Consider the following 14371-nt stretch of genomic DNA (forward strand, 5'->3'; position numbering starts at 1 on the left):
ATTTTGCCGCGCCCGACCCGCGATCCGCGGGTTCGCGGCGCCGGCGCCACCGCATACAAGCACGGAATCGGCCGGCATTCCGCTCCGCCATCAATTCGAATCCTTAATGGGCAAAGCGTGCGTCCCCATATCGGTCAGGGCTTGCGATAGCCGCTCGCGCTGGCTTTTCAGCGGCAAACCGAAGCGCAGCCAGCGCCCGTTGTCGCCAAGCCGGGTGAGCACGCCGCGACGGGCCAGCGCCTCGTGGGCCGCGGCCGCCGCGCCCTCCGCCGGGAAAAAGACGGTCACGAACAATCCGGCGCCGGCGATACCATGCCCGGGAAAAACATCCGCCAGCCGGGCACGCAGCCAGGCCTCGCCATCGCGAATTCGGGCGTTTTGTCCGATCTGCCAGTCGCGATCGGCCAGCGCCCGGGCGCCGATCCAGCGCGCCGGATGCGCCACGCCCCAGGGCTCGACGGCGCCGTGCAAAGCCTCGATAACCGGCTTGTGGCCAAAAGCGAAACCCAGCCGCATACCGGCCAGTCCGAAGTACTTGCCCACCGATCGCAACACGATCGCATCATTCGCGAATGGGTCGAACGACAATCCGCCGGCGCAGTCGGCAAAAGCGGCGTCCACCACCAACCGCCCGGGGCCGAGCGCGGCGGCAAACCGGCCCAGGCGGCCGGAAACGGCGCGCTCGCCGCTCGGGTTGTTCGGATCGAGCACCACGGCCCGATCGATATTCGCCAGCATCGATTCGAGTGCATCGAGATCCGCGTAGCAACGCAACCTGTGCCCGGCCGCGTGCCACGCCGCGGCGTGTTCGGTGTAACCCACCGCCGGCACCGCGACCGTGGCCGGCGCGAACAGCCGTGGCAATTCGCGGATAGCGAACTGGCTGCCCGGCAGCGCCGCGAGCCGATCCGCGGGGCAGCCATAGTAGTCGGCGGCGGCCGCGATCAGACCGTCGCCGGCTTCCGGCAGGCGCGACCAGACGGCGGCGGGCAACGGCGGCAGCGGCCACGACCAGGGCGCGATACCGGTCGATAGATCCAGCCACTCGGCTTCATCAATACCGTAACGATCGGCCGCGGCGCGAAGTTTTCCACCGTGAATCATGCACATAGCCCGTCTCCGATCAGCACGACAACCACCACCACGGCGAGCGCGCGATCGGCCAGACCCAGCGCGCGGGCCACGTCGACGTCATCCGGCGCGCGGGGCCCGCCCAGCGCCGGGCGCTCCCGCCAAGCGCCGTGATACCACGCCCCGCCGCCCAGGCGGATACCGAGCGCGCCGGCGCCGGCCGCCATCACCGGTCCGGCGTTCGGGCTGGACCAGCGTACGGCCGGTTGACGCCAACAGCCCAGCGCGGCACGGGTGTCGCCCACCAGGGCGAAAGCCAGAACCGTGAGCCGCGCGGCCGGCCAGTTCATGCCGTCGTCCAGACGCGCCGCGGCCCAGCCAAAGGCCGAGAATCGCGGGTTCCGATAACCCCACATCGCATCCAGCGTATTGACCAGCCGATGCGCCACCACCGCCACGGCCGCACCCGCCGGCCCGGCGACCGCGCCGCCGGCCACGAACCAGAACAGCGAGGCAAAGATCGCATCGCTGGTGTTTTCCAGTATCGACTCGAGCAGGGCGCGGCGTACCCCCGCCCCGTCCAGTCGCTCGGTGTCGCGGCCGACCAACCCGGCCACCCGCCGCCGCGCGCGCTCAAGATCGCCGGCGGCGAGCGGCCGGGCGACCGCTTGGGCGTGTTCGATCAACCCGGCCCGGCCGACCGCCAGCATGAGCGCCAAGCCGGCTAATACCCAGGCCGCCGGCTCGGGCAACCACGCGATGACCATACCGACGATCAGACCGACGACCACGGTCGGCGCGCCGACCGATAAGACAAGCGCGAGAACGCCGTCGCGGCGACGGCCCCGATTCAAGCGCTTTTCGAGCCGCTCGGCGATCCGGCCGAAGGCCGCCAGCGGATGCCGCCGGCGCGGCTCGCCGAACACGGCGTCGGCGGCCAGCGCCGCCGCCACGGCGATACTCAGCTCCAAGACAGGTTCCAAGCGGCCGCCACCAACGCCGCGGTTTCGGTCAACTCGATCAGCGCGCCGGCCACATCCCCGGTATAGCCGCCGATGCGCCGTTGCCAGATACGCCGCCAGCCATAGCCGATCGCGGCCGTCAGCACCACCAGCAGCCCCCACAGCCCAATCGGTAGTAGACAGACGGCAACGAGCGCCGCCGCGATCGTCCCCATGACGATGGCGCCGCGCGGCCGGGTGGCTGCCTGATCGCGCGCGATGCCGTCGGCGCGCCGATAAACGGTGACCGCCATCAGAGCCGCGGCGGCCGTGCGAGCGAGCATCGGCACCGCCAGCAGCACACCGACGGACGATACGCCGCGGCCGAGCAGCGCGGCCAGGGCCGCGAATTTGGCCAGCAACACGACCACGAGCGCGACCACCGCCGCCGGGCCGGCGGCCGGGTCCTTCATGACCGTCAGCGTGCGCGTCGCATCGCTATGACCGGCAAACCAGCCGTCCACGCAGTCGGCCAGACCGTCCAGGTGCAGAGCGCCGGTGACGCCGGCCCACACCGCCACCAGCAGCGCGGCCGCCAGCAGCGGCGGCGCCTCCCGCAGCAAAGCCCCGGCCGCCACCAGCACCGCACCGATCAACAGCCCGACCAGCGGATAGCAAACCACCGAGCGCCCCTGATCGAGCGGGCGGATACGCGCCGGCAGCCAACGGCCGACCGGCAGCGTGGTCAACAGCGACAGCGCGAGCAGCAACGGCGTGACGGCGCGCTTCATGCCTGGTCGAGGTTGTAACCCATCAGCCGTGGCAGAGCCGACTCGCCGTCGTGGGTGATGCAGATCCGGGCGCGACAGCCGTAGGGCATGCCGAAGCGATTGGTGGCCACCGGCGGCAGGTCGAGCACGTGCGCGACGAGGTTGCGGATCACGCCGCCGTGGGCGACCAGCAATATATGCGCGCCCTTATGCGCCGCCACCAACTCGGCCCAGCCGTCGGCCACACGCGAGCGGATCGAGGACAACGACTCGGCGTTCGGCGGCGTGTGCTGCTCGGGGTCGACGTACCAGGCCCGCGCGGCCTCGGGCTGGCGCGCCCAGACATCGGCGATCGGCACGCCTTCCCAGTCGCCGAAATACATTTCGCGAAAACGCGCGTCCACGGTCAGCGGTACATCGCGGGCTTCGGCCAGCTCGGCCGCGAACTCGCGGCAGCGGCGCATCGGCGAGGTCACGATCGCGTCCCAGCCGGGCAGCGGCTGGGTCACCCGACGCAGGCGCGACCAGCCGTGCCCGGACAGCGCGACATCGGTCGAGCCACGAAAGATCGAACCGCCCTCGCATTCGGCGTGGCGCAGGATATCGATCGTGGTCGTGGTCATATCGAAGTCAATCATTGGAGCAGACCCGGGCATCGGCAAAAGTCGCCATTTTCGCGTGTACCGCGAGCGCGGCGCGAATCACGGGAATCGCGATCATCGCCCCGCTGCCCTCGCCGAGGCGCATGTCCAGATCGAGCAGGGCCTTGGCGCCCAGCGCCTCCAATACCCGCGCATGGCCGGCCTCGGCCGAACGATGCCCGAAGATCAGCCAGTCGGCGACGCCCGCGTTCAGCCGCACCGCGGCCAGCGCCGCCACGCTGCTGATGAAGCCGTCCACCAGCACCGGCACGGCGCGTTGGGCGGCGGCGATGAACGCGCCGACGAGCGCGGCGATTTCCAGACCGCCGAGGCATTCCAGCACGGCGAGCGCGGCCGTTTCCGGGCTTTCGCTGCACCAACGTTCGCGATGGCGCGCAAGCCCCGCATCCACGGCCGCCCGCTTGGCGGCCAGCCCGGCGTCGTCAACCCCGGTACCGCGCCCGACCGTGGCCGCGCCGTCCAGATCGGCAAGCGCGGCGAACACGGCCGCGGCGCTGGTGGTATTGGCGATGCCCATTTCGCCGCCGACAAACAGCGACAGCCCAGGCTCCACCTGACCGGCGCCGGCGGCCATGGCCGCGCCGAGCGTGGCGGAATCCATCGCCGGTTGTTGCGTGAAATCCGCCGTGCCGGGCGCCAGTCGATGATTGATCACGCCGGGCACGGCGTCGGTGGGCGTGACCGTGCCGAGATTGACCACGGCCATTGAAGCGCCGGCCTCGCGCGCCAGCACCGCCACCGCCGCGCCGCCCGCCGCGAAGTTGGCGACCATCTGCGCGGTGACCGCCTGCGGAAACGCCGACACGCCGCGCGCGGCCACGCCGTGATCGCCGGCGAACACCGCCAGCCCGATACGCGCAAGCGCGGGTCGTTCCCGCCCCTGCCAGGCCGCGAAATCGGTGGCGATCGTTTCCAGCCGACCGAGCGAGCCCGGCGGCTTGGTGAGCTGATTCTGACGCGCGATCGCCGCCACCCGCGCGCTCTCGTCGAGCTGGGCCACGGGTTCGAAAAGCCAGTCAAAGTCGGGCACAGGTTTTCGCTCCAGTCGAATTAAAACAGGCCACCGATTGATGCAGATGGCAATAATAGATATTTTTAAACCGCAAATTCCGCAGATTTTAAGAACTATTTTTGGTTTAAATTTTATTTTCTCTGTGATTTCCTGGTGTTTCGTTTTTTAATTATCCGCAGATGGACGCAGATTCACGCAGATAGGAAGATAAATGAGCCGGGGCGCAGCGCTCCGCCGAGCCGAGCATCAACGATATCGCTTTGATTCAGCTGCTTTTAATCTGCGTTATCTGTGTAATCTGCGGTTAAAGCTCTTAAAGAACCGCGGCACGAACCCGACATTCGCATCAAGCTCGAGTATGTCTCGCGACAACGCAATAATTATGTACGTGTATTCAAGTTCATCTGTGGATGATTTTTGAAAGGATAAAGCCGTCACTTGAGCGAAAGCGGTAGGCCGGCGACGACGAGGCTGACACGGGTACACAGTGAAGCCAGCGCCTGATGCAGCCGGCCGGCCTCGTCGACGAAGGTTCGCGAGAGTTCGCCGAGCGGAACGATGCCGGAACCGACTTCGTTGGAGACAAAAACGAGGCGCGCAGTACTTGTCGGGATGATTTCCAGCAATGCGTCGCGCTCGGCCGGCCAAGCATCGGCGGCCTGGGCATTGGCGAGCCACAGGGTCAGGCAGTCGACGAGAATCGCCGTGCGCGGCCGGTCGTGGGCCGCGATCGCGGCGGCCAGTTCGAGCGGCGCCTCGACGGTCCGCCAGCGGACGTCGCGATGCGCGCGATGATGGGCGATTCGCTCGGCCATGGCGCCGTCCAGCGCCTGTCCGGTCGCGATATAGATGAAACGATCCGCATTCGGCGTGGCCAGCGCCTCGCGCTCGGCGAACGCGCTCTTGCCGCTGCGCGCGCCGCCCAGAATCAGATGATGAAAGGACAACGCGTCAGTCATGCAGCACCACCGGCGCGCCGGTCACGGGATGGGGCATGACGTGGGTTTCGGCGTCGAAGACCCGGGCCAGGGTGGCCTCGGTGACGACCTCGGCCGGCGTGCCGTTGGCGACCGTGGCCCCGTCGGCCAGCGCGATCAGCCGGTCGGCGTGGGCCGCGGCCAGCGAGACATCGTGGCCGACGAAAACCACCGCCACGCCGGTGGCCGCGACGCGCCGCAGGCAGCGCATGATCAGGCTCTGGTGGCCGATATCCAGCGAGGCCACGGGCTCGTCGAGCAGCAGCAGCCGATCGCGCCCGTCCTCGGGGCGCCAAATCTGCGCCAGCACGCGCGCGAGCTGGACGCGCTGCTTCTCGCCGCCGGACAGCCGCGTATACGCCCGTTCCAGCAGATGGGCGATATCGGTGGCGGCCGCCGCCCGGTCGATCACCTCGGCGTCGATGACGCGGCCCGAGGCATGCGGACTGCGCCCCAGCGCGATCACCTCGCGCACGGCGAAGGGAAACGTCAGCGGGCTGGCCTGGGCCAGAAACGCTATGCGCCGGGCCCGCTCGCGCCGGTCGTAGCCGGCCACCGCCCTGCCGGCAAACAATACACGTCCGGCCGCGGGCTCGAGATCGCCGACCAGCGCATGCAACAGCGTGGACTTGCCGGCCCCGTTCGCGCCGATCACGGCCAGCATCTCGCCGGGCGCCACGCAGAACCCGACATCCGTCAGCAGCGCCTGTCCACCGCGGACGACGGCCAGTTTTTCAACGGCCAGAGTCATCGCCAGCGTTTGCGTGCATTTTTACAAGTCATGTCCGCAGATGAACGCGGATATACGCAGATTTTAATGAGAGCGCTTCTGCTTTGATTCATGATGTCACGTTATTATTTTGCCCACATCCCTCGTTTATTCTGCGGGATTTTTTCTTACATCTGTGTATATCTGCGTTAATCTGCGGATAAATGTTCTTTTTTATCATAAGCCGTAATCCCGCGTGCTGCGCAGCAGCGCGATGAAGAATGGCGCCCCCAGCAGCGCGGTGAGCAGCCCGACCGGCAGTTCGGTGGGCGCGACCGCGACCCGCGCCACGGTATCCGCGGCCAGCAGCAGCAGCGCGCCGGCGAGCGCGGCAGCCGGCAGCAGCGCGCGATGGTCCGGCCCGATCGCCAGTCGCACGATATGCGGCACGACCAGCCCGACGAAGGCGATCGCGCCGGCCAGCGCCACCGACACCCCCACGCCGAGCGCGACCAAGCCGATAAGCACGGTCTTGGTCCGGTCCACGGCAAAGCCGAGATGGCGCGCTTCCGATTCGCCGAGCAACAGCGCATTCAACGCCCGCGACAGCGCCGGCAGGCCGGCGAGCACGGCCGCGGCCACGATCGTCATCAGCCCGACGCGCGGCCAGTTCGCGCCTTCGAGCCCGCCCATCTGCCACAGGCTGATCCGGCGCAGCATTTGGTTGGAGGCATAAAATTCCAGCAACGACGTCAGCGAGCCGGCGAGCGCGCTGATCGCGATGCCGGCTAGCAGCATCGTGGCCACCGACGTACCGGTGGTCCGCGTGGCCAGGGCGTAGACCAGAACGACGGCCGCCGTACCGCCGGCGAAAGCGGCCAATGCCACGATCGACAGCCCGGCAAAGCCGGCCAGCGCGCCGCCGAATACGATCGCCAGGCTGGCCCCGGCCGAAGCGCCGGCGGTCACGCCGATCAGCGACGGGTCGGCCAGCGGGTTGCGAAACAAACCCTGCATGGCCGCGCCCGAGATCGCCAGAATCGCGCCGACCAGCGCGGCCAGGATCGCGCGCGGCAGACGGATGGCGTTGACGATGAGGTCGGTCTGATTCGACGGCGCGCCGACATGGGCCAGCGCCGCGAGCGCGTCGGCGACGGGCAGGCGCACCGCGCCGAACACCAGTTCCGCGATAAAGGCGAGCACCGCCAGCCCACCCAGGATCGCGAACAACACGCCCGGCTTCACGGTAATCGTTCCAGATCGATGGCGGCCTCGATCGCGTCGGCCAGCCGTTCCAGACTCGCCTCGCGCCGCTCGTGCTGATCGATCGAACCCGCCTCGGCAAGCCCGGCCCAGGCGAGAATCGCGTCGCAGCCGACGCCGGTGTCGAACAGGCCGTGCAGATAGGTGCCGGCGACCTGGCCGTCGGCGGAGACGGCCCCGTCCGCGCCGTCTTCGAGGTCAACGAACGGAGGCCCGAGATCGGGCCCGGCGGTTATGCCGCAATGGATGCGATAACCGGCCACCGCGCCGCCGCCGACCAGCTCGCCCGCGACGTTCTGCAGATGCTTGGTCGGATCCAGCCGGGTGGCCAGGTCAAACAGGCCGAGCCCGCGCGTCACGCCCGGCGCGCCTTCGATACCGTCCGGATCGGCGATCTCGCGGCCCAGCATTTGATAGCCGCCGCAGATACCCAACACCTTGCCGCCGTAACGCAGATGCCGCTTGATGCGATCCGCCCAGCCGGCCGCGATCAGCCAGGCGCAGTCCGAGCGGGTGTTCTTGGACCCGGCCAGCACGATCAGATCGGCCGGGCCCGGGTCGTCGCCGGGGCCGACGAACCGCAAATCGACCTTGGGATGCGCGCGCAGGGCGTCGAAATCGGTGTGGTTGCTGATCCGGGGCGTGACCGGCACCCGGACCACGAGCGCGTCGCCACTCGCGCTTTGCCCGGTGGCGATCGCGTCCTCGGCATCCAGATACAGCCCCATCAGATAAGGCAGCACGCCGAACACCGGCTTACCGGTGCGCTCCTCCAGCCAGTCCAGACCCGGTTGCAGCAGGTCGATATCGCCGCGGAAACGATTGATGACGAAACCGGCCACGCGCTCGCGTTCGGATTCGGCCAGCAGTTCCAGCGTACCGACGAGCTGGGCGAACACGCCGCCCTTGTCGATATCGGCGACCAGGATCACCGGGCAATCCACCGCCTCGGCAAAACCCATGTTGGCGATATCGCCGTCGCGCAGATTGATCTCGGCCGGGCTGCCCGCGCCTTCGACCAACACGCGCTCGTAATCCTTGGCGAGCCGGGCATATGCGACGAGCACCGCGTCCAGCGCCTGTTTTTTATAGTCGTGGTAAGCGACGGCGTCCATGGCGCCGATCGCGTGGCCGTGGATGATGACCTGCGCGCCGATATCGCTGGAGGGCTTGAGCAGCACCGGGTTCATATCGGTGGTCGCCGCGATCCGCGCGGCCTGCGCCTGCAGATATTGCGACCGCCCGATTTCGCCGCCGTCCACGGTCACCGCGCTATTGAGCGCCATGTTCTGCGGCTTGAACGGGGCCACGTCGACACCGCGCCGCGCGTACGCCCGCGCCAGCCCGGCTACCAGGGTCGACTTGCCGGCGTCCGAGGTCGTGCCCTGGATCATCAACGTACTAGACATCCCGGCTCGTCTCATTCTTATTCACAAAAGGCCGCGCGCTGCGCCTAAATCATATTTATCCGCAGATAAACGCGGAGGGACGCAGATGAAAGAAAGAATCAACATTCTGCGGAGGTTTCGTATGCCGTTGATTCGACGTTCCCGACACACCGCGCACCGGCGATCGACGCGGCGAGCGCGGTCATCACCAGCCGCGCGACGGTTTCGCCGACGATCGTGTGCTTGCCGGTGTACTCGACGGCGCGTCCGGCCGGCGCGCAGAACACGGCCGTGGCATCGGTGCCGGTGCCGGTGGCGGACCGGCCCGAAACGGCGCTGCCCACGCCGGCTTCGGCGAGCGCCGCCGCGCGGGCCTCGGCGACGGTGCCCACGGTTTCGACCAGGGCGGCGTCGGTCAGCCGGGCCGAGCTGAAAAGCGCGATATTGATCGTGCCGGGCGGCCCGGCGCGCCCGTGCAGACGGCGCTCGTCGGCGGCATCGCCCGCGGCCCTCGCATTCGCGAGCCCGGCCGTCAGCGCCACGGCGAAACGCTCGCCTTCGATATCGGCGGCAGCCAGGCGTAGCGATGTCATGGCCGCGCCGGTCATCATCGCCACGCGATCGCCCGGCAGGCCGCGCTCGTCGGCGAGGCGCGCGAGCACCGCAGCCGGTCCGGCCGGGTCAAGCGGCGCGTCATGGCGCACATGCGCGTTGAACCAGGCCGAGGCCATGGTCAGACCGCCGCCGGCCGGGGCCGACGACAGCGCTCGCCACGGCCGATCGGCCACGTCGGCCACTATGGCCACGCCCCGCGGTTCGACCCGCCCGTGCCAGCCGCGCGGCAGGCACGTTGATGGCAGGTCCGTCGCGCCTCCATCGGCCGGCGACCAGCATTGTCCGGGCTGCACGGCGATCAGTAGTCCACACCCTGGCGGGCCTTGATGCCGGCCGTGAAGGCATGCTTGATGTTGTCGACCTCGGACACCGTATCGGCCAGTTCGCGCAGGCCCGAGCCGCCGCCGCGGCCGGTGACGATCACGGATTGCCCGATCGGGCGGTTGGCGATGGCGTCCAGCACCCGCTGCTCGTCCAGATACTTGTAGCCGAGCATATAGGTCAGCTCGTCGATCACCACCAGATCATAGGTCGGATCGCGCAGCATCGGCTCGACCCGGCCCCAGGTGCGCTCGGCGGCGGCGATATCGCCCGAACGATCCTGGGTGTTCCACGTGAATCCGGTGCCCATCTGGTAAAAATCCACCTGCGGGCAGTGCTCGCGTAGATAGATCTCCTCGCCGGAGAGCTGCGCGCCCTTGATGAACTGCACCACGCCGATCTTCTGGCCATAGCCCAGCGCGCGCATCACCATGCCGAAGGCCGAGGACGACTTGCCCTTGCCCTTGCCGGTGATGAACACGAACACCCCGCGCTCGACGTCCGCGGCCTCAATGCCGGCGTCGACCTTGGCTTTTTGTTTCTGCATCGCCGCCTTGTGGCGGGCATCGTTTTTCGATTCGCTCATGACACGGTCTCGGTCGATCATAAGTTGCCGGGGGCGTAGCGCACGGTCAGATAGAAGGCGCGGCCCGGTTGATTGTAGAAGTCGACGGTCTGGTAGTCGCGATCGAACAGGTTTTCCAGCTTGGCCTGGATCTTCCACGCGTCGGTCACCCGCATTTCGCCTCTAAGGCCGAACAGGGCGTAGCCGCCGAGTTCGTCGGTGTTGGCCAGATCGTTGTAGCGCGCGCCGACGAGTTTGGCGCTGGCGCCGGCCGAGAACCGCGCGAACAGATCGCGATCGACCTCCAGCGACGCCGAATAGGCGGGCCGGCGGGCCAGATCGTTGCCGTGGTTCGCCCCGCTCCCGCGATTCTCGGCATCGAGCCAGTCGGCGGCGGCGCCGATGCGCCAGCGGCCGAGATAGGCCGTGGCTTCGCCCTCGACCCCGCGGATACGCGCCGAATCCACGTTGCGCGGCGTGAAGTTGGCGTCCAGCGTGATCTCGTCGTCGATATCGGTCTGATAAGCGTAGACCGACCAATGGCCCCAGCCCGGCGTGGCCTTGACGCCGATCTCACCGGTGCGGGATTTCTCCGGTTTCAGGTCGGGGTTGGATGCGGGCGGAAAGCCGGGCGTGTCCGGATAGTAGAGATCGTTGAAGGTCGGCGCGGTGAAGGCGTTGCCGTAGGACGCGGTCAGCGTGTACGTGGGCGTCAGGTGATAGCCGTAGGTGATCGAGCCGGTGGCATGATCGCCGTAGGCTTGGTTGTCGTCGCCTCTGACGGCCAAATCGACCTCGTGGGCGCCGAAGCGGCCCTGGTATTCACCGAACACGCCGGTGTTGTCGCGCTTGTTCTCTTTGTAATCGGCCGAACTGGTGACTTGGTCCTGACGATAATCCACGCCGAGCGTGGCCGTCTGCCGCTCGGCGAGCACGAAATCGTTCTGCCAGCTGACGCTGTCGCGGCGGGTATCGAAGCGGCTGACGGTGTCGCCGTCGAGATAATTGGTCGCCAAATCGCGGCTACGCGAAAGCGACAACGTGGCATCCCAGAAGTCGGTCAACAGCGCCGCGACCCGCACGCCGTAGATCTCCTGCACCGAATGCGACCGATTGGTGATCGTGCCGTCATACTCGGTATCGCCGTCGGCGCGCAAATAATGCCCGCCCACCGACCAGCCGTTGTCGAAGCGATAACCGACATTGGCCGAGCCGTCCACGCGATCGTAGCCGTCGTCGTCGGGCTGCTCGGCATAGCAGCCGGCGCCGCCCGCCGGCGAGCCGAACGGCCGCCCGGTGCAGGCGTTGAAGCCGCCGGTGGTTGCACCGGAAACGCTGAAGTTGTAATGGGCGCGTCGGGTGGCGCCCGAGACCCCGGCCTGGCCTTTCCAGGTGTCGTAGGTGCCGCCGGTGACCGAGAAATACGGCGTCGGCCCCTGACCCGCGGCGCCGCTGCCGTCACGCGTGAAAATTTGGATCACGCCGCCGACCGCATCGGCGCCGTAAAGCGAGGAGCGCGGGCCACGCACGATCTCGATACGCTGGATCTGCGAGACCGGGAAATCCTGAATCGCGGCCTGGCCGGTGGTGGCCGAGCCCCAGCGCACACCGTCCACCAGCACCAGCACCTGATTGCCGCCGGTCCCGCGCAGGTGGATCGACGTGGCCTTGCCCGGCCCGCCGTTGTTGGCGATCGACAGGCTGGGCGTATCGTCCAGCAGTTCGGCCAGGCTCTGCGCCTGCGTGCGCTCGATATCGGCGCGGGTTATTACCGTGGCCGCCGCCAGCGTGTCGGCTACGGGTTGCGGCGTACGCGTGGCGGTGACCACCACATCTTCCAGATCGGTGGCCGGCGCTACGATCGGCGTCGCGCCCCAGGCGGCGGAAATGCCCCCGAAAGCCGCGGCCAATCCGGCCCAACAGCGTTGCTTCATTATCTGGTCCCGAACGGCGGGCGCGCCCGTCCGCGCGCCCCGAATCGCGGCCGCCGCATAGCGCGACGGCCTCCCCGTGCTCAGGCCGGTCTCCGGACTCGCAGCCAGGCCATGCCTGTGCGCCGCCTTCCCGAAGGATTAAAGGCTACCTTCAGTGGCTATCAGCGCGACGCCGCATATCGTGCGGCGCTGCTTACCGTTGCGGGGGCAGTGTCGGCTTCGCACCGACTTCCCGTTTCATCACATCCGTGGACATGACACCTGAGACGCCGCTGATCGTAGGCAGACGCCGACACCGCGTCAAGCCGAGATTTTTCGCTTATCCGGATAAGCGGATATACTATGCCCCTGGATTTTGCCGGGTAGATGAATCACGCGATATGAGCGACACGCGACACGCTATCGAGAGCGTTCTGGCCGACCGGATTCTGGTGATCGACGGTGCGATGGGCACCATGATCCAGAATTACGGCCCGTCCGAAGCAGAATACCGGGGCGAGCGCTTCGCCGACTGGAAGACCGATCTGCAGGGCAACAACGACTTGCTGACCCTGACCTATCCGGACCTCATCGAGGGCATCCACCGGCAATATGCCGAGGCCGGCGCGCACATCATCACCACCAACACTTTTTCGTCGACCACGATCGCCCAGGCCGACTACCATATGGAAGACTTGGCGGTGGAGCTCAACGTCGAGGCCGCGAAACTCGCCCGAAAAGTCGCCGAGAAATTTACCTCCGAGAAGCAGCCGATGTATGTCGCCGGTGTGCTCGGGCCAACCAACCGTACCGCCTCGATTTCGCCGGACGTCAACGACCCCGGCAAGCGCAACACGGATTTCGTGGAACTGGCCACAGCTTACGGTCAGGCCGCCGAAGCCCTGCTCGAAGGCGGCGTCGATATCCTCCTGATGGAGACCATCTTCGATACATTGAACGCCAAGGCCGCCGTCTACGCCGTGCGCCGGCTGATGCGCGAGCGCGGCGTGGATATTCCGTTGATGATCTCGGGCACCATCACCGATGCCTCGGGCCGCACCCTGTCGGGCCAGACCACCGAGGCCTTCTACAACTCGGTAGCGCACGGCCGGCCGCTGACGATGGGCCTGAACTGCGCGCTCGGCCCGGACGCGCTACGCCAATACGTCGCCGAGATGTCGCGCATCGTCCCCTGCTACACCCACGCCTATCCGAACGCAGGGCTGCCCAACGAATTCGGCGAATACGATCTACAGCCCGACGAAATGGCCGAGCACATCGGCGAATGGGCCGAATCCGGCCTGCTCAACATGGCCGGCGGCTGCTGCGGCTCCACGCCGGAGCACATCGGCGCAATCGCGCAGGCCGTCGCCGGCAGAACGCCGCGCCAACGGCCCGAGATCAAGCGCGCCATGCGGCTGTCGGGGCTGGAGCCGTTCACCGCCTCTGCTTGATTTATCCGCAGATGCACGCAGATGGACGCAGATGAAAGACGGCAGCGAGCAAGATCCGGAGACCTACGCGATCATCGGCGCGGCCTTCGAAGTCCAGCGAACGCTGGGTACGGGGTTTCTCGAGCCCGTGTATCAGGAAGCGCTAGCGATCGAATTTAGCGAACGCGACATCGTTTTTCGCCGGGAATGCGATCTCGGTATCGCATACAAGGGACGCACCCTGAATTGCCGCTATCGCGCCGACTTCATCTGTTTCCATCGCGTCATCGTGGAAATCAAGGCTATTCGACAATTGACCACGCACGAAGACGCGCAAGCACTGAACTACCTCAAGGCCACGGGCTTCGATCGTGCCTTGCTGCTCAACTTCGGCCAGACCCGATTGCAGTATCGCCGCCTGATCCGCACGCCCGTTCCATCTTCGTCTTCATCTGCGTGATTCTGCGTCCATCTGCGGATAAACAGAGTTTTTGCCTATGACCTCAGCGACCAACTTCATCAACATCGGCGAGCGCACGAATGTGACCGGCAGCAAGCGGTTCATGCGTCTGATCAAGGAGGAGGACTACGACACCGCGCTGGATGTGGCCCGCAACCAGGTCGAGAACGGCGCCCAGGTCATCGACGTCAACATGGACGAGGGGATGCTGGACTCGGCCGCCGCGATGACCAAGTTCCTGAACCTGATCGCCGGCGAGCCGGACATCGCC

At 67.1% G+C, this 14371-nt stretch carries 14 protein-coding genes, 1 pseudogene and 1 riboswitch; of the genes and pseudogenes, 3 read left to right on the plus strand and 12 right to left on the minus strand.

Annotated elements, in window-relative coordinates:
- Positions 1 to 90: 90 nt before the first annotated feature.
- From cobD to VFJ08_RS07265, 12 genes are all read right to left on the minus strand, one after another.
- Positions 91 to 1110, minus strand: a complete 1020-nt coding sequence (gene cobD, locus VFJ08_RS07210) for a threonine-phosphate decarboxylase CobD (RefSeq protein WP_324996520.1) — start codon at positions 1108 to 1110, stop codon at positions 91 to 93.
- A complete protein-coding gene (cbiB, locus tag VFJ08_RS07215) occupies positions 1101 to 2042 on the minus strand; it encodes an adenosylcobinamide-phosphate synthase CbiB (protein WP_324996521.1) in 942 nt (313 codons plus the stop codon). Before cbiB ends, cobD begins: the two co-directional genes overlap by 10 nt.
- Entirely contained in the window at positions 2033 to 2803 is a 771-nt protein-coding gene (gene cobS / locus VFJ08_RS07220) for an adenosylcobinamide-GDP ribazoletransferase (RefSeq protein ID WP_324996522.1), read from the minus strand. Before cobS ends, cbiB begins: the two co-directional genes overlap by 10 nt.
- Positions 2800 to 3420, minus strand: coding sequence for a histidine phosphatase family protein (locus VFJ08_RS07225; RefSeq protein ID WP_324996523.1), 621 nt, complete (start codon positions 3418 to 3420; stop codon positions 2800 to 2802). Before VFJ08_RS07225 ends, cobS begins: the two co-directional genes overlap by 4 nt.
- Positions 3413 to 4474 (minus strand): nicotinate-nucleotide--dimethylbenzimidazole phosphoribosyltransferase, encoded by a 1062-nt coding sequence (gene cobT, locus VFJ08_RS07230; protein ID WP_324996524.1) that lies wholly within the window; start codon positions 4472 to 4474, stop codon positions 3413 to 3415. The genes VFJ08_RS07225 and cobT overlap by 8 nt, the downstream gene beginning before the upstream one ends.
- Positions 4475 to 4890: 416 nt before the next feature.
- Positions 4891 to 5415, minus strand: coding sequence for a bifunctional adenosylcobinamide kinase/adenosylcobinamide-phosphate guanylyltransferase (cobU, locus tag VFJ08_RS07235; protein WP_324996525.1), 525 nt, complete (start codon positions 5413 to 5415; stop codon positions 4891 to 4893).
- On the minus strand, positions 5408 to 6184 hold the full coding sequence (locus VFJ08_RS07240) for a heme ABC transporter ATP-binding protein (protein ID WP_324996526.1): 777 nt from the start codon (positions 6182 to 6184) through the stop codon (positions 5408 to 5410). The genes cobU and VFJ08_RS07240 overlap by 8 nt, the downstream gene beginning before the upstream one ends.
- 195 nt (positions 6185 to 6379) lie before the next feature.
- Positions 6380 to 7387 (minus strand): iron ABC transporter permease, encoded by a 1008-nt coding sequence (locus tag VFJ08_RS07245; RefSeq protein WP_324996527.1) that lies wholly within the window; start codon positions 7385 to 7387, stop codon positions 6380 to 6382.
- Positions 7384 to 8814 carry a cobyric acid synthase gene (locus VFJ08_RS07250; protein ID WP_324996528.1) on the minus strand — a complete coding sequence of 477 codons (1431 nt, stop codon included), beginning with the start codon at positions 8812 to 8814 and terminating at the stop codon, positions 7384 to 7386. The genes VFJ08_RS07245 and VFJ08_RS07250 overlap by 4 nt, the downstream gene beginning before the upstream one ends.
- 98 nt (positions 8815 to 8912) lie before the next feature.
- A complete protein-coding gene (locus tag VFJ08_RS07255; RefSeq protein ID WP_324996529.1) occupies positions 8913 to 9599 on the minus strand; it encodes an adenosylcobinamide amidohydrolase in 687 nt (228 codons plus the stop codon).
- A 107-nt stretch (positions 9600 to 9706) separates the two neighbouring features.
- Positions 9707 to 10315, minus strand: coding sequence for a cob(I)yrinic acid a,c-diamide adenosyltransferase (cobO, locus tag VFJ08_RS07260; RefSeq protein ID WP_324996530.1), 609 nt, complete (start codon positions 10313 to 10315; stop codon positions 9707 to 9709).
- Between the two features lie 17 nt (positions 10316 to 10332).
- Entirely contained in the window at positions 10333 to 12228 is a 1896-nt protein-coding gene (locus VFJ08_RS07265; protein ID WP_324996531.1) for a TonB-dependent receptor domain-containing protein, read from the minus strand.
- Positions 12229 to 12294: 66 nt separating this feature from the next.
- A riboswitch (cobalamin riboswitch) is annotated at positions 12295 to 12508 on the minus strand.
- 100 nt (positions 12509 to 12608) lie between these two features.
- On the opposite strand from VFJ08_RS07265, the pseudogene VFJ08_RS07270 reads away from it, so the two are divergent.
- From VFJ08_RS07270 to VFJ08_RS07280, 3 genes and pseudogenes are all read left to right on the plus strand, one after another.
- A pseudogene (locus VFJ08_RS07270) lies at positions 12609 to 13643 on the plus strand (homocysteine S-methyltransferase family protein); the annotation flags it as partial.
- Positions 13644 to 13692: 49 nt separating this feature from the next.
- On the plus strand, positions 13693 to 14100 hold the full coding sequence (locus VFJ08_RS07275; RefSeq protein WP_324996533.1) for a GxxExxY protein: 408 nt from the start codon (positions 13693 to 13695) through the stop codon (positions 14098 to 14100).
- Between the two features lie 31 nt (positions 14101 to 14131).
- Positions 14132 to 14371 (plus strand): dihydropteroate synthase (locus VFJ08_RS07280; RefSeq protein WP_349256966.1); only part of this gene is annotated, 240 nt, incomplete at its 3' end.

It is taken from the genome of Salinisphaera sp., from assembly GCF_035690525.1.
Taxonomy (GTDB): Bacteria; Pseudomonadota; Gammaproteobacteria; order Nevskiales; family Salinisphaeraceae; genus Salinisphaera.